Source organism: Roseateles sp. GW821-FHT09G09, assembly GCF_059415965.1.
The window spans coordinates 308,784-332,473 of the sequence record NZ_JBWKOG010000006.1 but is presented as its reverse complement, the minus strand read 5'-3'; the positions used below and the strand labels follow the sequence as shown (position 1 = coordinate 332,473).

The 23,690-nt window shown below is 66.5% G+C and carries 23 protein-coding genes; 5 read left to right on the top strand and 18 right to left on the bottom strand.

Annotation, left to right across the window (positions count from 1 at the left end; genetic code table 11):
- Window positions 1–101 precede the first annotated feature (101 nt).
- Together AC07O8_RS18205 and AC07O8_RS18200 are read left to right on the top strand one after the other, a co-directional pair.
- Entirely contained in the window at window positions 102–365 is a 264-nt protein-coding gene (locus AC07O8_RS18205) for a type B 50S ribosomal protein L31 (RefSeq protein WP_297525758.1), read from the top strand.
- 222 nt (window positions 366–587) lie between these two features.
- Entirely contained in the window at window positions 588–2,237 is a 1,650-nt protein-coding gene (locus tag AC07O8_RS18200) for a hypothetical protein (protein WP_495049368.1), read from the top strand.
- Window positions 2,238–2,372: 135 nt separating this feature from the next.
- Here the strand turns inward: AC07O8_RS18200 and phoR are convergent, their stop codons facing one another.
- From phoR to AC07O8_RS18145, 11 genes are all read right to left on the bottom strand, one after another.
- Complete coding sequence (gene phoR, locus AC07O8_RS18195; protein WP_495049367.1) at window positions 2,373–3,752, bottom strand: phosphate regulon sensor histidine kinase PhoR; 1,380 nt, start codon at window positions 3,750–3,752, stop codon at window positions 2,373–2,375.
- 10 nt (window positions 3,753–3,762) lie between these two features.
- Window positions 3,763–4,464, bottom strand: a complete 702-nt coding sequence (gene phoB, locus AC07O8_RS18190; RefSeq protein ID WP_088406639.1) for a phosphate regulon transcriptional regulator PhoB — start codon at window positions 4,462–4,464, stop codon at window positions 3,763–3,765.
- Window positions 4,465–4,541: 77 nt separating this feature from the next.
- Complete coding sequence (phoU, locus tag AC07O8_RS18185) at window positions 4,542–5,249, bottom strand: phosphate signaling complex protein PhoU (RefSeq protein ID WP_067064277.1); 708 nt, start codon at window positions 5,247–5,249, stop codon at window positions 4,542–4,544.
- Between the two features lie 18 nt (window positions 5,250–5,267).
- A complete protein-coding gene (gene pstB / locus AC07O8_RS18180) occupies window positions 5,268–6,053 on the bottom strand; it encodes a phosphate ABC transporter ATP-binding protein PstB (RefSeq protein ID WP_067270340.1) in 786 nt (261 codons plus the stop codon).
- A gap of 73 nt (window positions 6,054–6,126) precedes the next feature.
- Complete coding sequence (gene pstA, locus AC07O8_RS18175) at window positions 6,127–6,987, bottom strand: phosphate ABC transporter permease PstA (protein ID WP_297525765.1); 861 nt, start codon at window positions 6,985–6,987, stop codon at window positions 6,127–6,129.
- Window positions 6,984–7,997 carry a phosphate ABC transporter permease PstC gene (pstC, locus tag AC07O8_RS18170; protein WP_495049482.1) on the bottom strand — a complete coding sequence of 338 codons (1,014 nt, stop codon included), beginning with the start codon at window positions 7,995–7,997 and terminating at the stop codon, window positions 6,984–6,986. The genes pstA and pstC overlap by 4 nt, the downstream gene beginning before the upstream one ends.
- A gap of 169 nt (window positions 7,998–8,166) precedes the next feature.
- Window positions 8,167–9,201 (bottom strand): phosphate ABC transporter substrate-binding protein PstS, encoded by a 1,035-nt coding sequence (pstS, locus tag AC07O8_RS18165; protein WP_495049366.1) that lies wholly within the window; start codon window positions 9,199–9,201, stop codon window positions 8,167–8,169.
- Between the two features lie 314 nt (window positions 9,202–9,515).
- On the bottom strand, window positions 9,516–10,853 hold the full coding sequence (gene glmM, locus AC07O8_RS18160; protein ID WP_297525767.1) for a phosphoglucosamine mutase: 1,338 nt from the start codon (window positions 10,851–10,853) through the stop codon (window positions 9,516–9,518).
- Between the two features lie 107 nt (window positions 10,854–10,960).
- On the bottom strand, window positions 10,961–11,809 hold the full coding sequence (gene folP / locus AC07O8_RS18155) for a dihydropteroate synthase (RefSeq protein WP_495049365.1): 849 nt from the start codon (window positions 11,807–11,809) through the stop codon (window positions 10,961–10,963).
- A gap of 203 nt (window positions 11,810–12,012) precedes the next feature.
- The gene (gene ftsH / locus AC07O8_RS18150) at window positions 12,013–13,917 is read right to left on the bottom strand and encodes an ATP-dependent zinc metalloprotease FtsH (RefSeq protein WP_495049364.1); all 1,905 of its coding nucleotides are present in this window, start codon (window positions 13,915–13,917) and stop codon (window positions 12,013–12,015) included.
- A gap of 275 nt (window positions 13,918–14,192) precedes the next feature.
- The gene (locus tag AC07O8_RS18145) at window positions 14,193–14,867 is read right to left on the bottom strand and encodes an RlmE family RNA methyltransferase (protein ID WP_495049481.1); all 675 of its coding nucleotides are present in this window, start codon (window positions 14,865–14,867) and stop codon (window positions 14,193–14,195) included.
- A gap of 18 nt (window positions 14,868–14,885) precedes the next feature.
- On the opposite strand from AC07O8_RS18145, the gene AC07O8_RS18140 reads away from it, so the two are divergent.
- Window positions 14,886–15,365, top strand: coding sequence for a YhbY family RNA-binding protein (locus AC07O8_RS18140; protein ID WP_495049363.1), 480 nt, complete (start codon window positions 14,886–14,888; stop codon window positions 15,363–15,365).
- A 114-nt stretch (window positions 15,366–15,479) separates the two neighbouring features.
- On the opposite strand, the gene AC07O8_RS18135 is transcribed toward AC07O8_RS18140, so the two are convergent.
- The 5 genes from AC07O8_RS18135 to AC07O8_RS18115 all read right to left on the bottom strand — a co-directional run bounded on the left by AC07O8_RS18135 (window position 15,480) and on the right by AC07O8_RS18115 (window position 21,599).
- The gene (locus tag AC07O8_RS18135) at window positions 15,480–15,917 is read right to left on the bottom strand and encodes a DUF4149 domain-containing protein (protein WP_495049362.1); all 438 of its coding nucleotides are present in this window, start codon (window positions 15,915–15,917) and stop codon (window positions 15,480–15,482) included.
- Window positions 15,918–15,928: 11 nt separating this feature from the next.
- On the bottom strand, window positions 15,929–16,408 hold the full coding sequence (greA, locus tag AC07O8_RS18130; protein ID WP_088406621.1) for a transcription elongation factor GreA: 480 nt from the start codon (window positions 16,406–16,408) through the stop codon (window positions 15,929–15,931).
- Window positions 16,409–16,493: 85 nt separating this feature from the next.
- On the bottom strand, window positions 16,494–19,760 hold the full coding sequence (carB, locus tag AC07O8_RS18125) for a carbamoyl-phosphate synthase large subunit (protein WP_495049361.1): 3,267 nt from the start codon (window positions 19,758–19,760) through the stop codon (window positions 16,494–16,496).
- Between the two features lie 18 nt (window positions 19,761–19,778).
- Window positions 19,779–20,939, bottom strand: a complete 1,161-nt coding sequence (gene carA, locus AC07O8_RS18120; RefSeq protein ID WP_495049360.1) for a glutamine-hydrolyzing carbamoyl-phosphate synthase small subunit — start codon at window positions 20,937–20,939, stop codon at window positions 19,779–19,781.
- Between the two features lie 258 nt (window positions 20,940–21,197).
- Window positions 21,198–21,599, bottom strand: coding sequence for a GlcG/HbpS family heme-binding protein (locus AC07O8_RS18115; protein ID WP_495049359.1), 402 nt, complete (start codon window positions 21,597–21,599; stop codon window positions 21,198–21,200).
- Window positions 21,600–21,703: 104 nt separating this feature from the next.
- On the opposite strand from AC07O8_RS18115, the gene AC07O8_RS18110 reads away from it, so the two are divergent.
- Window positions 21,704–22,399, top strand: coding sequence for a Bax inhibitor-1/YccA family protein (locus tag AC07O8_RS18110; protein WP_495049358.1), 696 nt, complete (start codon window positions 21,704–21,706; stop codon window positions 22,397–22,399).
- 121 nt (window positions 22,400–22,520) lie between these two features.
- On the opposite strand, the gene AC07O8_RS18105 is transcribed toward AC07O8_RS18110, so the two are convergent.
- Together AC07O8_RS18105 and AC07O8_RS18100 are read right to left on the bottom strand one after the other, a co-directional pair.
- Entirely contained in the window at window positions 22,521–22,913 is a 393-nt protein-coding gene (locus AC07O8_RS18105) for a hypothetical protein (protein ID WP_495049357.1), read from the bottom strand.
- Complete coding sequence (locus tag AC07O8_RS18100; RefSeq protein WP_495049356.1) at window positions 22,910–23,113, bottom strand: hypothetical protein; 204 nt, start codon at window positions 23,111–23,113, stop codon at window positions 22,910–22,912. The genes AC07O8_RS18105 and AC07O8_RS18100 overlap by 4 nt, the downstream gene beginning before the upstream one ends.
- 255 nt (window positions 23,114–23,368) lie before the next feature.
- On the opposite strand from AC07O8_RS18100, the gene AC07O8_RS18095 reads away from it, so the two are divergent.
- Window positions 23,369–23,590, top strand: a complete 222-nt coding sequence (locus AC07O8_RS18095; RefSeq protein WP_495049355.1) for a hypothetical protein — start codon at window positions 23,369–23,371, stop codon at window positions 23,588–23,590.
- Window positions 23,591–23,690 lie beyond the last annotated feature (100 nt).

Genomic DNA, 23,690 nt, shown 5'->3' with positions numbered 1-23,690 from the left:
GGCGGCTTCTCTCATTTCAGCTATACTCCGCGTTTTTCCGCTGTCGACAAGTGCGCTGCAAGGGGCAGTGTGGCTGGCGGCACTGCAGCGAGGATTTTCAAATGGCCAAAGAAGGCATTCACCCCAACTATCGCGACGTGGTCTTCGTTGACCAGTCCAATGGTTCCCAATTCGTGATCCGCTCGACGGTGCAGACGAAGGAATCGATCAAGCTGGACGACGGCCGCGAACTGCCGCTGGTCAAGCTGGAAACCTCCAGCGAATCCCACCCGTTCTACACGGGCACGCAGAAGAGCGTCGACAGCCTCGGCGGTCGCGTCGAGAAGTTCCGCAACAAGTTTGCGAACCTGCGCAAGAAGGCCTGAACGGCCCTCCCCGACCGGATCTGATCCGGTCCCGGCAAAGAAGGCAGCCTCCTCGGCTGCCTTTTTTCATGGCGCGTCCGGTGGCGCCCGCGCGAACCCTTCGCCCTCGGTGCCGCCTCTTCGTCCCCCTTTACCGTGCACTGTCAGGAGACTCGTCCTGGACCCGGCGAAGCTGCGGCATGATGCGCACCGGCATCCACAAAGACAACGAGACAGACGCGCATGAATCTGCCCACCCCGGCCGTCGTGGCCGAGCGAAGCACGCACCCGATCCCGCGCTGGGCCCTGCTGCTGCTGTGCGCGGCCTATGTGCTGCCCGGCCTGTTCGGTCGCGACCCCTGGCGCAATGCCGATCTCACCGCCTTCGGCTTCATCGCCAGCATCGCGCAGGGCCACGCACCGTGGCTGCAGCCCGCGATCGCGGGCCTGCCGGCGGACGGGGGCTTGCTGCCGTACTGGGTCGGCGCGTTCGGCGTCAAGCTGCTCCCCTTCCTCGATCCCTCCGTCGCAGCGCGCATTCCATTCGGACTGATGCTGGCCGCCGTGTTGGCGCTGGCCTGGTACAGCTGCCTGCACCTGGCGCGCACCGAGGCCGCCCAACCGGTCGCCTTCGCCTTCGGCGGCGAGGCTCACGCGGTCGACTACGCCCGCGCCATGGCCGACGGCTGCCTGCTCGCGCTGATCGCCAGCCTCGGGCTGCTGCGCCTGGGCCATGAGATCACGCCGGAGATCCTCCAGCTGCTCGGCATCACGCTCTTCGTCTACAGCCTCTCGGCGCTGCCGTTCCGCGCCTGGAAGGCCCGCACGGCGATGCTGATCGCGCTGCCGGTGCTCGCCACCAGCGGCGCGCCCGCCGTCGCGCTCGCGCTGGCCGTCGGCGCGTTGTGGCTCTGCTTCCGCTCGACCTACGAGGATGCGCGCAAGTTCCTGCCCTGGATCCTGGCCGCGATGGTCCTGGCCGCCCTGGTGGCCTGGCCGATGCACGGCTGGGCCTGGCGCGTGAAGGCCAGCGAACGCAGCGTGCTCGACTGGTTGCGGCTCCTGGGCTGGTTCTGCTGGCCGGTGTGGCCGCTGGCGGCCTGGTCGCTGTGGCGCTGGCGTTCGCACCTGATGCGCCGTCACCTGTCGGTGCCGCTGCTGGCCTCGCTGGTGCCCTTGCTGACCAGCCTGCTGATGGGGGCCGACGACCGCGCCATGCTGCTCGCGCTGCCGCCGCTGGCCGTGCTGGCGAGCTTCGCGCTGCCGACCTTCCAGCGCAGCGCGAGCGCCCTGCTCGACTGGTTCTCGGTCTTCTTCTTCACCGTCGGGGCGATCTTCCTGTGGCTGTACTACATGGCACTGCAGATCGGCTGGCCGGCCAAGCTGCTGGCCAACGTCCGCAAGCTGGCGCAGGGGTACGAGCCGCAATTCAGCCTGCTGACCTTCGTGGCGGCCGTGCTGGGCACGCTGGCCTGGCTGTGGCTGGTGCGCTGGCGCACCGCGCGCCACCGCCATGCGATCTGGAAGAGTCTCGCGCTGCCCGCGGGCGGCGTGGCGCTGGCCTGGCTGCTGGCGATGACGCTGGGACTGCACACGCTGAACTACGCGCGCAGCAACATGCCGCTGATCGACCGCATCGCGGCGCACCTGCCGACCCCGGTCGACTGCATCGCCGCGCCGGGCCTGCCGATGCATGCCTTGGCGGCCTTCGAGTTCCAAGGCCACTGGAAGGTCGATGCGACGCAGGACCTGAACAGCACGACCTGCCCCGTCGCGATCACGGTGCAGGCCGAGAGCACGCCGATGCCGCCGAGTGGCTGGCGCGTGCTGGGCGTGGTCCGACGACCCACCGACCGTTCCGGCACCTACCTGGTCATGCAGAAAGATCGCTGACCCGAGACGCCAAGAAGTTCTCGATCCCGGACCGGGAAAGTCCTCGGTCGTTCAGGGACGGGGATGCTTGGGGTTTTGCCGCTTGCCGGCAAGGCCCCATGCATCCGCGGCCAAGCGCGCTGATCGCCGCAGGAATCAGAGCTCGTCGCGCCCTGCCAGCAAAGCGGGTGCCGCTTCATCGCCCATCGCCGTCGCATCAACCAGCCGTACCCGCGCTGCGGGGAACAGCAGCCTGAACTTGGAGCCCTTCCCGGGCTCGCTCTCGATGCGCAGTTCACCGCCATGGCGCTGCACGACGTGCTTGACGATCGACAGTCCCAGCCCGGTGCCGCCGGTGTCGCGCGAGCGGCTGCCGTCGACGCGATAGAAGCGTTCCGTGAGGCGCGGCAGGTGCTCGCGCGCGATGCCCGGCCCGTTGTCGATCACCGCGATCTCTCCGCCGTTGTCCGGCAGCCAGCGCCATTGCAGTTCGATGCGACCGCCTTCCGGCGTGTAGCGCACCGCGTTGCTCACCAGGTTGGCGATGGAACTGAGGATCTCCGTCTCGATGCCCGCCAGCTCCACGCCGGTCTGGCGCTCACAGACGAGTTCGTGCCGCCCGTTCGACAAGGCCTGCGCGTCCGCGCCGATGCGTTGCAGCAGCGGATCCAGCGAGATCCAGTGATCCGCGCCCGGCCGCGGGCTGCCTTCGAGTTGCGCCAGCGTCAGCAGGTCGCCGACCAGCGTCTGCATGCGTGTCGTCTGCTGCTGCATCAGGTGCAGCACCCGCTTGCGCTCGGCCTCGGTCAGCTGCAGGCTCGCCATCGTCTCGATGAAGCCCGCCAGCACCGTCAGCGGCGTGCGGATCTCATGCGAGACGTTGGCGACGAAGTCGCGCCGCATCGCCTCGTTGCGCTCCCGGTCGGTCACATCCAAGGACAGCACCAGCTTGCGCGACTCCCCGCCCACGCCGTAATCGCGCACCAGCACCTGCAGCGTCGATTTCGCGCGGGTGTTGGTCAGCGTCAGCGGCTGCTGGAAGTTGCCGTTCTGGAGATAGGAGACGAACGCCGGATAACGGACCAGGTTGGTGATGCGCTGCAGCTTGTCGCGCTGTGGATCCAGCGAGAAATGGTCGCCCGCGACCACGTTGCACCACTGGATGTGGTCCTGCCCGTCGAGCAGGATCACCCCGTTGGGCGAGGCCTCGATCGCCAGCAGGAACTGCTCGAGCTGCTGGCGCTCGCGCTCGTAGCGGCGCTCGCGGTCGCGCAGACCGCGCTCGACCCGGTAGGCCATCTCGCCCCACAGGCCGCCGACACGCGGCGCATCGTCCTTCTGCTCGCCGCGCAGCCAGGTCACGAGCCGGTGCGCCCGGGCCGCGTCCCACACCGCCATCAGGATGACCGCCGCCGCCGCGGCCAGCGCCGCCGCCAGCTGCGGCATCCCCGTCCATTCGCCCAGCCAGTACCCCAAGCCGCCCGCGACGCCGGTGCCCAGCACCAGCATCAGGACGCGAGACAACATCCATGCCATGGATGCGTCCTCAGGCCGACAGGGCGCTGCTCTGCTGGGTCAACCGGTAGCCGGCGCCACGGACGGTCTCGATCATGCGCGCGCAGCTCACCTTCTCGAGCGCCTCGCGCAGGCGCTTGACGTGGACGTCCACGGTGCGTTCCTCGATGAACACGTGGTCGCCCCAGACGCGGTCCAGCAGCTGCGAGCGGCTGTGTACGCGCTCCGGGTGCGTCATGAAGAAGTGCAGCAGGCGGAACTCGGTCGGACCGAGCTTCACCTCGACGCCCTCGCGGCTGACGCGACGCGTGCCCGGATCGAGCACCAGGCCGCCGACCTCCACGGCCGTGTCCAGCGCCTCGGGCGCCTTGCGGCGCAGCACCGCGCGGATGCGCGCGAGCAGCTCGTTCGTCGAGAACGGCTTGGTCAGATAGTCGTCCGCGCCGGCGTCCAGTCCGGACACCTTGTCGACCTCTTCGGCGCGCGCGGTCAGCAGGATGATGGGCAGCTCGCGGGTACGGGCGGCACCGCGCCACTGGCGCGCCAGCGCCAGGCCGGTCTGACCCGGCAACATCCAGTCGAGCACGACCAGATCAGGCAGCACGCGATCCACTTCCAGCTGCGCCTGCTCGGCGTTGCCGGCCAGCGTCACCTCGTAACCGGCGTGACGCAGGTTGATGGAGATCAGCTCGGCGATGGCGGATTCGTCCTCGACGACCAGGATGCGACTCATGCGGGGTAACTCCTCTTATTGGGTCCCGCCGGGACGCCCGTGGCGGGCGGGCCGGACGGGTGATCGCTAGTCGGTGCTCAGCGCACCATGTTCTCGACGGCGTCCGGCGTGTTGTGACGGACGTCGGTGCCCTTGACCACGTAGATGATGACTTCGGCGAGATTCTTGGCATGGTCGCCGACGCGCTCGATCGCCTTGGCGACGAACACGAGGTCGATCGACGACGAGATGGTGCGCGGGTCTTCCATCATGTAGGTGATGAGCTTGCGCATCAGGCCGTCGAACTCCTTGTCGATCTGGTCGTCGGCCTTCAGCACTTCCAGCGCGCGGTCGACGTCCAGGCGCGCGAACGCGTCCAGCGCCTTGCGCAGCTGCGCCGTGGCCAGCTCGGCCTCGTACGACAGGTCCGACATCGGCAGGCGCAGCCGGCTCGACACGCCGGTGTTGATCAGGCGCTGCACGGTGCGGGCGATGCGGGCCGCCTCGTCGCCGACGCGCTCGAGGTTGGCGATCGTCTTGGACACGGCGATCAGCAGGCGCAGGTCGCGCGCGGTCGGCTGGCGGCGGGCGATGATCGTCGACAGGTCGCGATCGATCTCGATCTCCATCGTGTTGACGATCTCTTCCTGCTTGAGCACGTGGCTGGCGATGTCGCCGCTGAAGCTGCCCAGCGCCTCGACGGCCTGCGCCACCTGGGATTCGACCAGGCCGCCCATCTCGAGCACGCGCGTGGAGATGCCGCTCAGCTCGGCGTCGAATTGGGTAGACAGATGCTTGTCGGTCATGGTGTGTGCTCCCGTTGATCAGCCGAAACGACCGGTGATGTAGTCTTCCGTGTCCTTGCGCTTGGGCTTCATGAAGAGCTCCGCGGTCGGTCCGAATTCGATCAGGTCGCCCAGGTACATGTAGGCGGTGTAGTCGGAGCAGCGCGCCGCCTGCTGCATGTTGTGGGTCACGATCGCGACGGTGTAGTCGTGCTTGAGCTCATGGATGAGCTCCTCGATCTTGCCGGTCGAGATCGGGTCCAGCGCCGAGCACGGCTCGTCCAGCAGCAGGACTTCCGGCTTGATCGCGATGCCGCGCGCGATGCACAGGCGCTGCTGCTGGCCGCCCGACAGGCCCGAACCGCTCTGGTTCAGCTTGTCCTTGACCTCGTTCCACAGCGCGGCCTTCTTCAGCGCCCATTCGACGCGTTCGTCCATCTCGACGCGCGACAGCGTCTCGAACAGGCGCACGCCGAAGGCGATGTTGTCGTAGATCGACATCGGGAACGGCGTCGGCTTCTGGAACACCATGCCGACCTTGGCGCGGATCAGCGAGACGTCTTCCTTGCTGGTGAGGATGTCCTCGCCGTCCAGCAGGATCTGGCCTTCGGCACGCTGCTCGGGGTAGAGCTGGAACATGCGGTTCAGCGTGCGCAGCAGCGTGGACTTGCCGCATCCCGACGGACCGATGAAGGCGGTCACCTTGTTCTCGGGGATGTCCAGGTTGATGTTCTTCAGCGCGTGGAAGCTGCCGTAGTAGAAGTTCAGGTTCTTCACCGAGAGCTTCGCCTTCTCGGTCACCGGCATGTCGACTTTGACGTCCATGTTGTTTCTCGATTCGTTGGATTCGTGGATCGTGAGTCGCCGGGGCCATCGGACCCCGACGCGGCTCAACCGGTCAATGCTTTTCCTTGAACAGCACACGCGCCAGGATGTTCAGCACCAGCACGCCGATCGTGATGATGAAGACACCCGCCCAGGCGAGTTTCTGCCAGTTCTCGTAGGGGCTCATCGCGAACTTGAAGATCGTCACCGGCAGGCTCGCCATCGGGCTGCCCAGGGAGCTGGTCCAGAACTGGTTGGACAGCGCGGTGAACAGCAGCGGCGCGGTCTCGCCGGAGATGCGGGCCAGGGCCAGCAGCACGCCGGTGATCACGCCGGCGCGGGCCGACTTCAGCGTGACGGTCATGATGACCTTCCACTTCGGCGTGCCCAGCGCGTAGGCGGCTTCGCGCAGCGCGTTGGGGATCAGGCTCAGCATGTTCTCCGTCGTGCGGATCACCACCGGGATCACGATCAGCGCCAGCGCCAGAATGCCGGCCAGCGCCGAGAACGACTTCATGCGCGTGACGACGACCGTGTAGATGAACAGGCCCACGACGATGGACGGCGCCGACAGCAGGATGTCGTTGATGAAGCGCACGACGGCGCCGAGCCAGGTCTTCTGGCCGTACTCGGCCAGGTAGACGCCGGCCAGCACGCCGATCGGCGTGCCGATGCAGGTCGCCAGGCCCACCATCACCAGCGAGCCGTAGATCGCGTTGGCCAGGCCGCCGTCCTCGGACATCGGCGCGGGCGTCATCTGCGTGAAGGTCGCGATCGTCAGGCCGCCCACGCCCTGGATCAGCGTCTCCAGCAGGATCCAGATCAGCCAGACCAGCCCGAAGGCCATGGCGGCCAGGGACAGCGACAGCGCGATCGTGTTGATGCGCCGGCGCTTCTTGTACATCGCCAGGCGCTTGGCGTCGGTGGCGCTCATGTGCGGGCTCCTTCGTTCTTCTTCAGCTTGTTGAGCAGGACCTTGGAGAACGCCAGCACCACGAAGGTGATGAAGAACAGGACCAGGCCCAGGTAGATCAGCGAGGCCTGGTGCAGGCCCGCGCCGGCTTCGGCGAATTCGTTGGCCAGCGCCGAGGTGATGCTGTTGGCGGCTTCGAACACCGACAGCGAATTCAGCTGGTTCATGTTGCCGATCACGAAGGTGACGGCCATGGTCTCGCCCAGCGCGCGACCCAGTCCCAGCATGATGCCGCCGACGACGCCGGTCTTGGTGTACGGGAGGACGACCTTCCAGACCACTTCCCAGGTCGTGGAGCCCAGGCCGTAGGCCGATTCCTTCAGCATCGCGGGCGTGACCGCGAACACGTCGCGCATCACCGAGGCGATGAACGGGATGATCATGATCGCCAGGATGATGCCGGCCGACAGGATGCCGATGCCCACCGGCGGGCCGGACACCAGCGCGCCCAGGTAGGGGATGCCGCCGAACAGCGACTGCAGCGGCTGCTGCACATAGGTGGCGAGGATGGGGCCGAACACCAGCAGGCCCCACATGCCGTAGACGATCGAGGGGACCGCGGCCAGCAGCTCGATGGCGATGCCCAGCGGGCGGCGCAGCCAGCCCGGGGAGAGTTCAGTCAGGAACAGCGCGATGCCGAAGCTCACCGGCACGGCGATCAGCAGCGCGATGAACGAGGTCATCAGCGTGCCGTAGATCATCACGAGGCCGCCGAACTGCTCCTTGGTCGGATCCCATTCCGCGGTGATCAGGAAGTTCAGGCCGAACTGCTTGATCGCGGGCGCCGCGCCGATCAGCAGCGAGCCGATGATGCCCGCCAGCAACGCCAGCGTCAGCCAGGCCGCGCCATGCGTCAGCAGCGAGAACACCGCGTCGGCCCAGGGCGCGACACGGCGTCGCGGCGTCGGGCTGCCACCGGGCTTGACGCGCTCCTCGCCGCGCTCTCGGTCAATGGAATGGGCTGGAAGTATTGCGGCCACGGGGCCTCCGCTGGAGTGTTTGGAATCCTGGCGCGCCGCCCGCCTCCTCCGGCCGGTCCGACGCGTCCGTCACGACGTCTGTGTCGAGATCTTCTCGAGGTCCTGTGCGAAAGCCCGGTGTCCTCAGGGAGAGCACCGGGCCGTCTGCGTCAGGAGACGATCACTTGAAGCTGACCGCCTTGCCCGAACCGTCCTTCACGCTGGCCGCCCACTGCTTGCGGACCAGGTCCTTGACGCTGGCCGGCAGCGGCACGTAGTCCAGATCGTCGGCCATCTTGTCGCCCTGGGTGTAGGCCCAGTCGAAGAACTTCAGGGCGGCGGCGGCCTGGGCCGGCTTGTCCTGGGCGACGTGCATCAGGATGAAGGTGGCGCCGGTGATGGGCCAGCTGTCCTTGCCAGCCTGCTCGGTCAGCACCTGGTAGAACGACTGGTCCCACTTGGCGCCGGCGGCGGCGGCCTTGAAGGCGTCGTCGCTCGGGCTGACGAAGGCGCCGCTCGCGTTCTTCAGCAGCACGTAGGTCATCTTGTTCTGCTTGGCGTAGGCGTACTCGACGTAACCGATCGAGTTCGGCAGGCGCGTCACGAACGCCGACACGCCTTCGTTGCCCTTGCCGCCGGCGCCGGTCGGCCAGTTCACGGCCGTGCCCTCACCGACCTTGTCCTTCCACTCGGGGTTGACCTTGGACAGGTAGTTCGTGAACAGGAAGCTGGTGCCCGACCCGTCGGCGCGACGGACCACGGCGATGGCGGCGTCCGGCAGCGCGACGCCCGAGTTCAGGGCGGCGATGGCGGGGTCGTTCCACTTGGTGATCTTGCCGAGGTAGATGTCGGCCAGGACCTTGCCGTCCAGCTTCAGCTGGCCGGGGTTGATGCCCTTGACGTTGATCACGGGCACGACGCCGCCGATCACGGTCGGGAACTGGACCAGGCCGTCCTTGGCCAGTTGGTCGTCCTTCAGGGGAGCGTCGGACGCGCCGAAGTCGACGGTCTTGGCCTGGATCTGCTTGATGCCGGCGCCGGAACCGACCGATTGATAGTTGATGCGGACACCGGTGGCCTTGTTGTAGGCGTCAGCCCACTTGGCGTACACGGGAGCCGGGAACGAAGCACCCGCACCGGTCACTTCTTGAGCATGGGCCGCGGAGAACATCGCGGCGCAGGCGGCGAACAGCAGGCCAGCACGCAGTTGATTCATGATCATTCAGTCCTATCGCTTGGGTTGGTTGGCGAACGGAGCGGATGCTATGACCTCAATGTGACACATCCGTGACGCAGCCCGTGAACCGGAAAAATGCCGTTACGTAGAGCGCCCAGAGGAGAAACGGGCCTTGGCGGGGCGTCGAACGAGCATTGTCATATTCGATTCACCCCGCTGTCATCTTTGTTCCCTAGCCTACCGGAGGTGAGGGAATACCCCGAAGAGTCGCGCTCGACGCGACCCGACCAATGCAAATTGGGCCGCGGACGCTTCCGCGTCGGCGGCCCTTCTTTTTTGGTCGGTGGAGAGGGTCAGCCGCCGCGGATGGCGTCCGCCAGACGCTCGGCGCAGCGCTGCGCGAGGTCGGCATCGCTGGCCTCGACCATGACCCGCAGCAACGGTTCGGTGCCCGACTTGCGGATCAGCACGCGCCCCCGGTCGCCCAACTCGGCCGTGACTTCGGCCTCGACGCGGGCGAGCGCCGGATTGCTCTTCCAGTCCTGGTGATCCGCCTGCAGGCGGACATTGATCAGCGTCTGCGGGAACAGCGTGACGCCGTCCAGCAGGTCCGCCAGGCGGCGACCACTGCGGCAGACGGCCTCCAGCACCAGCAGGCTGCTGACGATGCCGTCGCCGGTCGTGTGACGATCCAGCGAGAGCAGGTGGCCGGAGCCCTCCCCGCCCAGTTGCCAACCGCGGGCGGCCAGTTCCTCCAGCACGTAGCGGTCGCCGACCTTGGCGCGGACGAACTCGACATCGCGCTGACGCAGCGCCAGTTCGACCGCCATGTTCGTCATCAGCGTGCCGACCGCGCCGGGAACGCGCTCGCCGCGGGCCAGCCGGTCCGCGACCATCACGTAGAGCAGCTCGTCGCCGTTGTAGAGGCGACCTTCGCCGTCGACCATCTGCAGACGGTCGGCGTCGCCGTCGAGCGCGATGCCGTAGTCGGCCTGGTGCTCCTTGACCGCGGCGACCAGGGCCTCGGGCGCGGTGGCGCCGACCTTGTCGTTGATGTTGTAGCCGTCGGGCTTGTTGCCGATCGCGATGAGTTCGGCGCCGAGCTCATGGAACACGGATGGCGCGACCTGGTAAGCCGCGCCGTTCGCCGCATCGACCACGAGCTTCATGCCGCGCAGGCTGAGATCGCTGCTGAAGCTGGCCTTGCAGAACTCGATGTAGCGGCCCTGCGCATCGTCCAGGCGCCGGGCACGGCCCAGGCTGGCGGAATCGACCCAGACCGGCGGCTCGTCCAGCACGGCCTCGACGTCCAGTTCCCAGGCATCGGGCAGCTTTTCGCCCTTGGACGAGAAGAACTTGATGCCGTTGTCGGCGAAGGGGTTGTGCGACGCCGAGATCACCACGCCCAGATGCTGACGCAGCGCACGGGTGAGGTAGGCGACGCCGGGCGTCGGCAGCGGACCGGTCAGCAGCACGTTGACCCCGGCGGATGCGAAGCCGGCCTCCAGCGCGGACTCCAGCATGTAGCCGGAGATGCGGGTGTCCTTGCCGATCAGCACGCTGGGCTTGGCGTAGCTGCGCTTGAGCACACGACCCACCGCATGTCCCAGCCGCAACATGAAATCCGGCGTGATGGGCGTGCGGCCCACGGTTCCACGGATTCCGTCGGTTCCGAAATACTTTCGGCTCATTGAGGCGATCTCCTGCGACTTCTCGATCTTGAATTCGCAGATTGTCGCCGATGCCGAGGTGGTCGCTGCTCGCCCGCGCCCCCGCTCCCTCGGGGGAGCACGAACCTTCAGCCTTGAGGCCCTCCGAAGGCTTGCCAGACCTTGAGCGCGTCGACGGTCGCGCCGACGTCGTGCACGCGCACGACGCGCGCGCCCAGCGCCACCGCGGCCAATGCCGCGCCGACGCTGGCCGGCATGCGCTCGTCGACCGCCTTGCCGGTGACCGCGCCGAGCGTCGACTTGCGCGACCAGCCGATTAGCAGCGGCCGCCCCAACGCCAGCAACTCGCGCTGGCGACGTTGCAGTTCGAGGTTCTGCTCGACCGTCTTCGCGAAGCCGTAGCCAGGATCGAGCGTGATGCGCTCCGGCGCCACACCGCGCTCGACCAGATGGTGCAAACGCTCCCGCAAGAAGTCGGCCACCTCGTCGACGACGTCGCCGTAATCGGTCAATTGCTGCATCCCCGCAGGTTGACCACGCATGTGCATCAGACAGATCCCGGCGCTGCCGTGCCCGGCCAGCAGCATGTCGGCGCCCTCGTCGCGCAGGGCCTGCACGTCGTTGATGATGTCGACGCCCAGGTCCAGCGCGCGACGCATCACCTCGGTCTTGCAGGTATCGACCGAGACCGGCACGCCGAAGTTCAGCGCGGCACGCAGCACCGGCTCCAGTCGTTGCCATTCCTCGTCCACATCGAGCCGGGGGGCACCGGGGCGCGTCGATTCACCGCCCAGGTCGAGGATGTCGACGCCCTCGCCGAGCAGGCGCTCACAGAAATTGATCGCGCCCAGGGCGTCGGCGTGTTGGCCGCCGTCCGAGAAGGAATCGGGCGTCACGTTGACGATGCCCATGACCAACGGCCGCTCCGCCAGATCGAGGTCGAAGCGCGTGGTCTGCCAGATGGAAGGAGAAATCATGGGCGGCTGAGTGTCGACGGCGCGGTCGCGCGCTCGATGCGCCATGGACTGCCACGCCAGACGACAAGTATGACGCAAGCCTGAAAGAACCCGCGAGGCTGGGCGAGGGCGATCGCACAAGCAGAAAGGCCGGTCACAAGACCGGCCTTTCGAGGATCAATCAACCGCCAGGCGCCCTCACGGGCTCACTGGCGGGGGCCGCATCAAGCGGCTGCCGGAGCGCTGCCCGTGGCGACCGCGGGGGTGCCACCGTTGTCCGGCTTGTTGGCCGGCGGCGTCCAGTCCTTGGGCGGACGCGGCGGGCGACCTTCCATGATGTCGTTGATCTGCTCGGCGTCGATGGTTTCCCATTCGAGCAGCGCCGTCGCCATCGCGTGCATCTTGTCCTTGTTGCCTTCGATCAGGTCGCGGGCCGTCGTGTACTGCTCGTCGATGATCTTGCGGATCTCCTGGTCGACCTTGCGCATCGTCTCCTCCGACATGTTGGTCGTCTTCGTGACCGAGCGGCCCAGGAAGACTTCCCCTTCATTGTCGGCATAGACCATGGGGCCCAGCTCGTCGGTCATGCCGTAGCGGGTGACCATGTCGCGGGCGATGGCGGTGGCGCGCTCGAAGTCGTTGCTGGCGCCGGTCGTCATCTGGTTCATGAAGACTTCTTCAGCGATACGACCGCCGAACAGCACGGAGATCGTCGACAGCATGCGCTCCTTGTCCATGCTGTAGCGGTCGCCTTCCGGCAGCTGCATCGTCACGCCCAGGGCGCGACCCCGCGGGATCACCGTCACCTTGTGCACCGGATCCGTCTTGGGTAGCAGGCGCGCCACCAGCGCATGACCGGCCTCGTGGTACGCGGTGTTCTTGCGCTCTTCCTCGGGCATGACCATGGACTTCCGCTCGGGGCCCATCATGATCTTGTCCTTGGCCTTCTCGAAGTCCTGCATGTCGACGACCCGGCCGCTGCGGCGGGCAGCGAACAGCGCGGCCTCGTTGACCAGGTTGGCCAGATCGGCGCCCGAGAAGCCCGGGGTGCCGCGTGCCAGGATGTCGGCACGCACGTCCTGACCGACCGGCACCTTGCGCATGTGGACGTTCAGGATCTGCTCGCGACCACGCACGTCCGGCAGCGTCACGTAGACCTGGCGGTCGAAACGGCCCGGACGCAGCAGCGCCGGATCCAGGATGTCCGGACGGTTGGTCGCGGCCATCACGATGACGCCCAGGTTGGTGTCGAAGCCGTCCATCTCGACCAGCATCTGGTTGAGGGTCTGCTCGCGTTCGTCGTTGCCGCCGCCCAGGCCCGCACCGCGATGACGGCCGACCGCGTCGATTTCGTCAACGAAGATGATGCACGGGGCGCTCTTCTTGGCCTGCTCGAACATGTCGCGCACGCGGGCCGCGCCCACGCCGACGAACATCTCGACGAAGTCGGAGCCGGAGATCGTGAAGAACGGGACCTTGGCCTCGCCGGCGATGGCCTTGGCCAGCAGCGTCTTGCCGGTCCCCGGAGGGCCGACCAGCAGCACGCCGCGCGGGATCCGGCCGCCCAGCTTCTGGAACTTCTGCGGGTCCTTCAGGAAGTCGACCAGCTCCTTGACCTCTTCCTTGGCCTCGTCGCACCCGGCGACGTCGGCGAAGGTCGTGGTGTTGTTGGCCTCGTCGAGCATGCGCGCCTTCGACTTGCCGAAGCTGAACGCGCCGCCCTTGCCGCCGCCCTGCATCTGGCGCATGAAGTACACCCACACGGCGATCAGCAGGAGCATCGGGCCCCAGCTGAGCAGGATGTTCATCAGCACCGAGGGTTCTTCCCGCGGCTTGGCGTCGAACTTAACACCGTTGTTGATCAGGTCACCGATCAGGCCCCGATCCATGTACGGGGCGGTCGTGCGCAGCTTGTTGCCATCGCTGGTCTGCGCCACGATTTCCGTCCCCGCCTGGGTTTCCTGCAGCGTGACCTGCTTGATGCGTTTCGCACGGACTTCATCGAGGAAGTCAGAGTAGACGATCGGATTCCCCTGGGTTGCGCTGCGATCGAACTGCTTGAAGACAGTGAACAGCACCAGGGCGATCACCATCCATACAGCCACTTTCGAGAACCACTGATTGTTCACCGCGACTCCTTTGTCATTCCATCACCGCATGCCCATGAATACAGCCTCAGGCAGCGGACTTTCACGGCATATGGGGAGGATTCTAGGCCAGTCAAGTCCCCAGACCTGATTGGCATTCCCATACACCACGATAGATATTGCCACGCGCCCTGCCGGCGGACCGGTCGAAGCGCCCCTGACTTTGACGCCTCATCGCGCTTTCAGTCGATTTCGGCCTCGTCCGGCCGGCCGCACGGCGCCATTCCAACCGGATGCCGAACTTCTTTCCACCGCGCTCAAGCCTTCTTCAGTCCGATACCGACGAGGAAGTTCTCCGCCGATCTTTCCCGCGACGCCTTCGGCTTGGCGGTCTTCACCCGCTTGAACTGCGCCCGGAAGGCATGCACCAGCTGGTCATAGCCGCTGCCGTGGAACACCTTGGCAACCAGCGCGCCTTCCGGCTTCAGGTGTTGTTGGGAAAAGTCCAGCGCGAGTTCGATCAGATGCTCCATGCGCGCCGCATCGGTGCTTTCGATGCCCGACAGGTTGGGCGCCATGTCCGACACGACAAGGTCCACCTTCCTGCCGTCGAGCATGCCCTCGAGCCGGGCCAGCACCTCGCTCTCGCGGAAATCGCCCTGGACGAACTCCACGCCCTCGATCGGCTCGAACTCCAGCAGGTCCAGCGCGATGATGCGTCCGTTCAGTTCGCCCACGGCGGCGCCGCCGGCGCCCGCCTCCTTGGGCGCGAAACGGCGGCGCAGGTACTGGCTCCATGCACCGGGGCACGCGCCGAGATCGACCACCACCTGACCCGGGCGGATCAACTGGAACTCCTCGTCGATCTCCTTGAGCTTGTAGGCCGCCCGTGAGCGATAGCCCTCTTTCTGGGCCAATTTGACGTAAGGATCGTTGACGTGGTTGTTCAACCACGCCTTGTTCACCTTCTTGCTTTTGGTATCGACTTTCATTGCACCGATAATAAGCAGATGCCTGCTATTCAATTGACCCCTGCCCAGCGCAAGGAAAAACGCGCCGACGCTCATCACCTGGACCCCGTGGTGATGATAGGCGGCGATGGCCTGACGGCCGCCGTCACCAAGGAGGTCGACCACGCGCTCACGTCCCACGGACTCATCAAGGTGCGCGTGATGTCCGACGACCGTGAAGGTCGCGAGGCCATCCTCGCCACCCTGGCCGAGGAACTCGACGCCGCGCCCATCCAGCACATCGGCAAGCTGCTCATCCTGTGGCGCCCGGTCCCGGAGAAGGAAAAGGCCGCCACCCGGGACGATGCCCGCTCGGCACCCAAGGTCGTCAAGATCGTGAAGTTCTCGAAGAGCGGCAACAACCGCCCGCAGATCAAGAAGGTCACGGTCCTGGGCAACCAGCGCGTCACCCAGGGCGGTGAGGTCAAGCGCGCCAAGAAGCCGCGCCAGACCAGCGTGAAGAAGGCCAGCCAAGGCTGAACCCGACATGGCGTCGGCGGCGCCGCGCCTGGACACCAACGACAAGACGGCCCGCGGGCCGTCTTTCTTTTTGCCCTCGCAGCCTCCTGGCCCGCCGCGGACGGAAGACGGCGGTCAGCGGGAGGCCGGCCGGCTCACCTGCCAAGCCAGCGCCAGCACGGCAAGGGTTCTCACCCCGAAGAGCGCCAGCGACACCGCATGCAGCTGCAGGAAGGTCCAGGCGCCCTGCCCCTGCCGCGCCGCCTCCATCAAGGGCTGCAGCGCATAGAAGCCCGCCGCGGTGCAGCCGATGGCCAGCAGGGGCAGCCAGAAATCCGGACTCATCGCCGAACCGCCGACCACGCCGTCACGGTGCAGCCGCCGCTCCATCAGGATCAGCAGCACGCCGGCGGCGAGCGCGACACGCGCATCCATCTCGAACAGACGCGCCACGTACTTGCCGGCCGCGGCCCGCTCGAGGGTCGCGAATGCGTTCGGCGCCGCGAGCAGCGCCACGGCCAGCAGCTCGCCGGCCCACAGCGAGGCCAGCAACGCGCGGATCCGCAGCAGCATCGCCCGGCGCCTCAGATGTAGCGGACGTCGACGATCTCGTAGCGCTTGATGCCGCCGGGCGCCACCACTTCCGCGACGTCGCCGGCTTCCTTGCCGATCAGCGCGCGCGCGATCGGGGAGCTGATCGAGATCAGGCCCTGCTTCAGATCGGCTTCGTCATCGCCGACGATCTGGTAGGTGACCTCGTTGCCGGACTCTTCCTCTTCCAGGTCCACCGTCGTGCCGAACACGACCTTGCCGCCGGCATTCACCGACGACGGATCGATCACCTGCGCCGACGACAGCTTGCCTTCGATCTCCAGGATGCGGCCCTCGATGAAGCCCTGCTTGTCCTTGGCTGCCTCGTACTCGGCGTTCTCCGACAGGTCGCCTTGCGCGCGGGCTTCGGAGATCGCGTTGATCACGGCGTGCCGCTCGACCGTCTTCAGCCGATGCAGTTCTTCCTTGAGCTTCTCAGCGCCGCGCTTGGTCAATGGAATCGTCGTGGCCATGTCTCTAGAACCTTGAGTAACAAAACAAACCGCCGCTGCCGCTCAGGATCGCTGAGCAGCGGCGGCGGAATGGGATGGAGCCAGTTTAATGCAGTTCCGCGTGCAGTTCCTGCAGCGATTGCACCAGCAGGCCGTCCTTGTGCTTCATGCCTTCGACGGCGGCCTCGCAGCCGGCCATCGTCGTGTAGTAGGTCACCCGGTTGGCCAGCGCCGCCTGGCGGATGTGACGGCTGTCGGCGATCGCCGTGCGGGTCTCGTCGACGGTCGTGAACACCAGCTGGATGTCGCCGCCCTTGATCATGTCGACGATGTGCGGGCGACCGTCCTTGACCTTGTTGACCACGCGCACAGGCACCCCGGCCGCCTCGATGGCCGCGGCCGTGCCCTTGGTGGCCACCACGCCGAAGCCCAGCGCCGCCAGATCACGCGCCAACGCCACGGCGCGGTCCTTGTCGTTGTTCTTGACGGTGATCAGGACGTTGCCCTGGCGCGGCAGACGCGAGCCCGCGCCCAGCTGGCTCTTCAGCATCGCTTCGCCGAAGGTCCGGCCGGCGCCCATGACTTCGCCGGTCGAACGCATTTCAGGGCTGAGGATCGGATCCACGCCGGGGAACTTGTTGAACGGGAAGACGGCTTCCTTGACGCTGAAATACGGCGGCTGGATCTCGACCGGCGGCTTGCCGCCGGCGGCCCTCTGGTCCTTGAGCTTGACCCCGGCCATGCAGCGCGCGGCGATCTTGGCCAGCGGCTGGCTGGTTGCCTTGGACACGAACGGCACCGTGCGGGACGCGCGCGGGTTCACCTCGAGCACGTAGACCGTGTTCTCGGACAGGCCCTTCGTGACGTCGCCCTGGATCGCGAACTGCACGTTCATCAGGCCGACGACCTTCAGCGCCTTGGCCATCTCCGCGGTCTGGCGACGCAGTTCGTCCTGCAGCTCCTTGGACAGCGTGTACGGCGGCAGCGAGCAGGCCGAGTCGCCGGAGTGGATGCCGGCGGCCTCGATGTGCTCCATGATGCCGCCCATCATCGTGTCTTCGCCGTCGCAGATGCAGTCGACGTCGACCTCGACCGCGTCCTCCAGGAAGCGGTCCAGCAGCACCGGCGACTTCTCGCTGACGCGCACGGCCTCGCGCATGTAGCGCTCGAGGTCCTTGTCGCCGTGGACGATCTCCATCGCGCGGCCGCCCAGCACGTAGCTGGGACGCACCACCAGCGGGTAGCCGATCTCGTTGGCCAGCGCGACGGCCTGGTCTTCGTTGCGCGCCGTGCGGTTGGGCGGCTGCTTCAGGCCCAGCTCATGCAGCAGCTTCTGGAAGCGCTCACGGTCCTCGGCCATGTCGATCGAGTCCGGCGAGGTGCCGATGATCGGCACGCCGTTGGCCTCCAGGTCCAGCGCCAGCTTCAGCGGCGTCTGGCCGCCGTACTGCACGATCACGCCGACCGGCTTCTCCTTGGCCACGATCTCCAGCACGTCCTCGAGCGTCACCGGCTCGAAGTACAGGCGGTCCGAGGTGTCGTAGTCGGTCGAGACCGTCTCGGGATTGCAGTTGACCATGATGGTCTCGTAGCCGTCCTCGCGCATCGCGAGGGCAGCATGGACGCAGCAGTAGTCGAACTCGATGCCCTGGCCGATGCGGTTCGGACCGCCGCCCAGCACCATGATCTTCTTCTTGTCGATCGGGTTGGCCTCGCACTCCTCGTCGTACGTGGAGTACATGTAGGCCGTCTGGGTCGCGAACTCGGCTGCGCAGGTGTCGACACGCTTGTAGACCGGGCGCACGTTCAGCGCGTGACGCGTCTTGCGCACCTCGTGCTGGTTGGTGCCCAGCAGCTTGGCCAGCCGCTTGTCCGAGAAGCCCTTCTTCTTCAGCAGGCGCAGCTCGTCGACGCTGAGCGAGGCCAGCGTGCGGCCGGCCAGCGACAGCTCGATCTTGATCAGCTGCTCGATCTGGGCGAGGAACCACGGATCGATCTTCGTTTCCTCGAAGACCTCGTCCAGCGTCATGCCGATGCGGAAGGCGTCGCCCAGGAACAGGATGCGCGACGGACCGGGCTCGCCGATCTCCTGCACGATCTCCTCGCGGTCGGTGCTGATCTCGGACAGGCCGTCGATGCCGGTCTCCAGGCCACGCAGCGCCTTCTGGAACGATTCCTGGAAGTTGCGACCCATGGCCATCACTTCGCCGACCGACTTCATCTGCGTCGTCAGGCGCGAGTCGGCCATCGGGAACTTCTCGAAGGCGAAACGCGGGATCTTGGTGACGACGTAGTCGATGCTGGGCTCGAACGAGGCCGGCGTGATGCCGCCGGTGATGTCGTTCTTCAGTTCGTCGAGCGTGTAGCCGACGGCCAGCTTCGCGGCGATCTTGGCGATCGGGAAGCCGGTGGCCTTCGAGGCCAGCGCCGACGAGCGCGACACGCGCGGGTTCATCTCGATCACGACCATGCGGCCGTCGACCGGGTTGATCGAGAACTGCACGTTGGAGCCGCCGGTGTCGACGCCGATCTCGCGCAGGATCGCGATCGAGGCGTTGCGCAGCAGCTGGTATTCCTTGTCGGTCAGCGTCTGCGCCGGGGCCACGGTGATCGAGTCGCCGGTGTGGATGCCCATCGGATCCAGGTTCTCGATCGAGCACACGATGATGCAGTTGTCCGCCTTGTCGCGGACCACTTCCATCTCGTATTCCTTCCAGCCGATCAGCGACTCCTCGATGAGCAGCTCGTTCGTCGGCGAGAGGTCGAGGCCGCGCTTGCAGATCTCCTCGAACTCCTCCGGGTTGTAGGCGATGCCGCCGCCGGTGCCGCCCAGCGTGAAGCTGGGACGGATCACCATCGGGAAGCCGTCGCCGCCGATCTCGGCGTGGATGCGCTTCTGCACCGACCAAGCCTCTTCCAGCGAATGCGCGATGCCCGAGCGGGCCGAGCCCAGCCCGATCTTGGTCATCGCGTCCTTGAACTTCAGACGGTCCTCGGCCTTCTCGATGGCGTGCTCGTTGGCACCGATCATCTCGACCTGGTACTTGTCCAGCACGCCGTGCTTGTGCAGGTCCAGCGCGCAGTTCAGCGCGGTCTGGCCGCCCATCGTCGGCAGGATCGCGTCGGGACGCTCCTTGGCGATGATCTTCTCGACCATCTGCCAGGTGATCGGTTCGATGTAGGTGACGTCCGCGGTGTCCGGGTCCGTCATGATCGTCGCCGGGTTGCTGTTCACCAGGATGACCTTGTAGCCCTCCTCGCGCAACGCCTTGCAGGCCTGGGCGCCCGAGTAGTCGAACTCGCAGGCCTGACCGATGATGATCGGGCCGGCGCCGATGATGAGGATGCTTTTGATATCAGAACGCTTGGGCATGAGTCGTCTCCCTCTTCATCAGGCCTTGGACATCAGACCGATGAAGCGGTCGAACAGATACGAAATGTCGTGCGGGCCGGGGCTCGCTTCCGGGTGACCCTGGAAGCAGAACGCGGGCTTGTCGGTGCGGGCCAGGCCCTGCAGCGTGCCGTCGAACAGGCTGACGTGCGTGGCGCGCAGGTTGGACGGCAGCGTGTCGGGATCGACCGCGAAACCGTGGTTCTGGCTGGTGATGCTGACGCGGCCGTTGTCGAGGTCCTTCACCGGATGGTTCGCGCCGTGGTGGCCGAACTTCATCTTGAAGGTCTTCGCGCCGGAGGCCAGCGCCATGATCTGGTGGCCCAGGCAGATGCCGAAGGTCGGGATGCCGGCCTCGATCAACTGCGCGGTGGCCTTGATCGCGTAGTCGCAAGGCTCCGGATCCCCGGGGCCGTTGGACAGGAACACGCCATCCGGCTCGAGGTCGAAGACCGCCGAGGCCGGCGTCTGCGCCGGCACCACGGTGATGCTGCAACCGCGCGAGGCCAGCATGCGCAGGATGTTGCTCTTGACGCCGAAGTCGTAGGCGACGACGTGGAACTTCGGCGAGGTCTGCTCGCCGTAGCCCTTGCCGAGCGTCCACTCGGTCTCGGTCCAGACTTCGCGCTCGGTGCGGCTGACCACCTTCGCCAGGTCCAGGCCGGCCATGCTGGGCGCGCCCTTAGCCAGCGCGATGGCTTCGTCGATGTGCGCCTGGGTGATCTGCTCGCCCGCGCCCAGTGCCAGGATGCAGCCGTTCTGGGCGCCCTTCTCGCGCAGCACGCGCGTCAGGCGACGCGTGTCCAGGTCGGCGATGGCGACGGTGCCCTCGTCCTTCAGGTACTGGCGCAGCGTGCGGCCCTTGCGGAAGTTCGAGTCGAGGACCGGCGCCTCCTTGATGATCAGGCCTGCGGCAAAGATCTTCGACGCCTCGACGTCCTCGTCATTGACGCCATAGTTGCCGATGTGCGGATACGTCAGGGTGACGATCTGGCGGCAGTAGCTGGGGTCGGTGAGGATTTCTTGGTAGCCGGTGAGCGCGGTGTTGAACACCACCTCACCAACGGTCCGGCCGGCGGCGCCGAGCGCGGAACCCTTGAAGACCGTGCCGTCTGCCAGGGCAAGAATCGCGGGGGGAGCGGAAAGCAGATCGGGCAGCACGGGAAACTCCGTTGTTGTGCGCGCGCCCGGCTCTGCTTCAGGGCCCTGGATTCGCCGCCGGCACGCGCCATGGACGGCTGGCGCGCGGGTGCGACCGGGTCTCCTGTGAGGGAGTCGATCCGAGGGGGATCCGATGCGATCGGGGGTGAAGTTTGCGGGACGCGGTAGGTTGCGGGTAAACCTGACGAGTATAACCCGCCAGGGTATTCACGGAGAAGATTTGCGCAAACGGGTCATGGGCCCGTCATGCGCCTGCGCTCACCCCAGCGCCGCGATGCCGGCCTTGGCCACCTGCGCATCTTCGTTCGACTTCACGCCGCTGACGCCGACCGCGCCGACGCAGAACCCCTCGGCCATCACCGGCACGCCGCCTTCGAGCATGCCGTCCAGCGGCACGCTGAGGAACGCGTTGCGACCGTTGTTGACGATGTCCTCGTAGACCTTGGATTCCCGGCGGCCGAGCGCAGCGGTCCGGGCCTTGGCGGGCGCGATCACGGCCGAGGTGGCCGCGGCGTTGTCCAGACGTTGCAGCCACAGCAGATGGCCGCCGTCGTCGACGATGGCGATGGTGACGGGCCAGTTGTTCTTGAGCGCTTCGGCTTCCGCGGCGGCGGCGATGCGCTTGACGTCGTCCAGGGTCAGGAAGGGCTTCTGTTTCATCTGCGGCCTCGTCGGAATCATTGAAGGAAGGAAGACCACTTTAACGAAGCCTTAAGGCCCGCGCCTACAATGACTGCAACTCCCACTTCATGGGGCGCACGCACATGAACGACCGCATCATCGACCTCCACCCCGGCGGCTACGGCTCTTCGCTCTCCACCGACCGCCAGCGCGTCCTGCGCAACACCTACGCCCTGCTGGCGCTGTCGCTGATCCCGACCGTGCTCGGCGCCTGGATCGGCGTGAGCACCGGGTTCCTCGCCGCCATGGGGACCGGCGCGAGCATGATCCTGTTCTTCGTCGGCGCGTTCGGCCTGATGTTCCTGGTCGAGAAGACCAAGAACTCCGCCGCCGGCGTCGCCTCGCTGCTGGCCTTCACCTTCTTCATGGGCCTGATGCTGTCGCGCCTGCTGGCCACGATCCTGGGCTTCAAGAACGGCGGCACGCTGATCATGACGGCCTTCGGCGGCACCGCCGGCATCTTCTTCGCGATGGCCTCGCTCGCGACCGTCGTCAAGCGCGACCTCTCCGGCCTGCAGAAGTTCCTGTTCGTCGGCGCCGTGATCGCGATGATCGCCGGCATCGCCAACGTCTTCCTGCAGTCCACCGGCGTGCACCTGGCGCTGCTGGTCGCCGTGCTGGGCATCTTCTCGGCCTTCATGCTGGTCGACGTCAAGCGCGTCATCGACGGCGGCGAGACCAACTACATCAGCGCGACGCTCAACATCTACCTGGACCTCTACAACGTGTTCACCGCGCTGCTGCAACTGCTGGGCATCTTCGGCGGCGATCGCGACTGAGCGTGCCGGCAGCCCCCACGGCCCCAACGATCCCAAACGACAACGCCTCGGTTTCCCGAGGCGTTTTTCATTGCGCGACCGTATCGCGCGGGCGGACACGGCACCCGGGCGTGCGTCGGGCTCAATGCCCGGTCTTGCCTTGCGCCTTGTCCAGTTCTGGCTGCGCGCTCGAGGCCTCCCCGGCAGTGCCGGCCTCATCCGGACGGTGCGTCACCACGGGCTTGATCGCCCCGGTGCCGATGAAGCGGGCGTACTCGCTGCGAGGCATGAGGGCGCTCAGCCGGGAATCGCCCTCCTCCCAGCCCAGGGTCACGTCGTGCTCGTTGATCTCGACCTTCACGGCGCCGGGACGGATGGCCATCATCGGACCGTCACCGGTCCGGTAGGTCACCTCGCCGCAGATGAAGGCGGACTGGCTCAACGGCTGGTCTTCACTCGCCTGACGTTCGACGGAAGGATCGACCGTGGACGCGTCGGCGGGATGCTCGGGTGGCAGAGGGGGTCGGGCGCTCATGGAAGGTCCTCCTGGGAGTGATCCCGCGGCAGTTCATCGAGCCACTGCCACATGCGCACCGCCAACGCAGTGGCAGTGCAGGTGGCCAACGTCATCAGCATGAGCATGTTGTCGTCCATGGTGACCTCGAACCGCAGGGGGATCAGGTTGCGATGACGGCATCGTCGCCGTCGGTGCTCCAGCGGCGAAGCGGCGGCCACCGCAACGCACTGTAGGTGCTGTCCCACAGCAATCGCCGGGCCCGGCCGCCCCTGCAAACCTGTGTGAAGTCGAGGGCGATCCTTGACCGGGCCGTCAACGGCCTCCGACGCATGACCGTTGTGCCCACAGGCTGTAGGACGACGTCGCACATGACCCACCTCCCAGCACCGACACGACGCACCGCGCTGCACTGATGGGAAGCGGACGGCCCAGCGCCGATAGTCAAAGCAAAGGAACTCAGCAGGAGAACCCAAATGAGCCTCCAGATTGCCGTTGACGCCGCTGCGTCGCAGTTCGAGATCCGTTTCGAATCCCTCTTCGACGCCGGACGTGCCATGTCCTTCCCTTGCGATCAGCAAGGCCACGTCGACCTCGACAGCCTGCCTGCCCGGGCGCGCAACAACTATCTGTTTGCCCGCGCCATGGTCGGCAAGGACTACCTGCCGCCCGCCGTGCGCGGCCGCAACAACCACTGATCCGCCCCACCGCCGCGGCGGACGCCGCCATGGTCACAAGGCAGGTTCGCCGTTTGCCGAAACCTCCCTGCATCCTCCCTGTTGCCGCGCTGCGCCTCAC

Excerpts from the sequence above, each read along its gene's own strand:
- AC07O8_RS18205 (WP_297525758.1), top strand. The coding sequence starts at position 102 with ATGGCCAAAGAAGGCATTCACCCCAACTATCGCGACGTGGTCTTCGTT.
- AC07O8_RS18200 (WP_495049368.1), top strand. The coding sequence starts at position 588 with ATGAATCTGCCCACCCCGGCCGTCGTGGCCGAGCGAAGCACGCACCCG.
- phoR (WP_495049367.1), bottom strand. The coding sequence starts at position 3,752 with ATGGCATGGATGTTGTCTCGCGTCCTGATGCTGGTGCTGGGCACCGGC.
- phoB (WP_088406639.1), bottom strand. The coding sequence starts at position 4,464 with ATGAGTCGCATCCTGGTCGTCGAGGACGAATCCGCCATCGCCGAGCTG.
- phoU (WP_067064277.1), bottom strand. The coding sequence starts at position 5,249 with ATGACCGACAAGCATCTGTCTACCCAATTCGACGCCGAGCTGAGCGGC.
- pstB (WP_067270340.1), bottom strand. The coding sequence starts at position 6,053 with ATGGACGTCAAAGTCGACATGCCGGTGACCGAGAAGGCGAAGCTCTCG.
- pstA (WP_297525765.1), bottom strand. The coding sequence starts at position 6,987 with ATGAGCGCCACCGACGCCAAGCGCCTGGCGATGTACAAGAAGCGCCGG.
- pstS (WP_495049366.1), bottom strand. The coding sequence starts at position 9,201 with ATGAATCAACTGCGTGCTGGCCTGCTGTTCGCCGCCTGCGCCGCGATG.
- glmM (WP_297525767.1), bottom strand. The coding sequence starts at position 10,853 with ATGAGCCGAAAGTATTTCGGAACCGACGGAATCCGTGGAACCGTGGGC.
- folP (WP_495049365.1), bottom strand. The coding sequence starts at position 11,809 with ATGATTTCTCCTTCCATCTGGCAGACCACGCGCTTCGACCTCGATCTG.
- AC07O8_RS18145 (WP_495049481.1), bottom strand. The coding sequence starts at position 14,867 with ATGAAAGTCGATACCAAAAGCAAGAAGGTGAACAAGGCGTGGTTGAAC.
- AC07O8_RS18140 (WP_495049363.1), top strand. The coding sequence starts at position 14,886 with ATGCCTGCTATTCAATTGACCCCTGCCCAGCGCAAGGAAAAACGCGCC.
- AC07O8_RS18135 (WP_495049362.1), bottom strand. The coding sequence starts at position 15,917 with ATGCTGCTGCGGATCCGCGCGTTGCTGGCCTCGCTGTGGGCCGGCGAG.
- greA (WP_088406621.1), bottom strand. The coding sequence starts at position 16,408 with ATGGCCACGACGATTCCATTGACCAAGCGCGGCGCTGAGAAGCTCAAG.
- carB (WP_495049361.1), bottom strand. The coding sequence starts at position 19,760 with ATGCCCAAGCGTTCTGATATCAAAAGCATCCTCATCATCGGCGCCGGC.
- AC07O8_RS18115 (WP_495049359.1), bottom strand. The coding sequence starts at position 21,599 with ATGAAACAGAAGCCCTTCCTGACCCTGGACGACGTCAAGCGCATCGCC.
- AC07O8_RS18110 (WP_495049358.1), top strand. The coding sequence starts at position 21,704 with ATGAACGACCGCATCATCGACCTCCACCCCGGCGGCTACGGCTCTTCG.
- AC07O8_RS18105 (WP_495049357.1), bottom strand. The coding sequence starts at position 22,913 with ATGAGCGCCCGACCCCCTCTGCCACCCGAGCATCCCGCCGACGCGTCC.
- AC07O8_RS18095 (WP_495049355.1), top strand. The coding sequence starts at position 23,369 with ATGAGCCTCCAGATTGCCGTTGACGCCGCTGCGTCGCAGTTCGAGATC.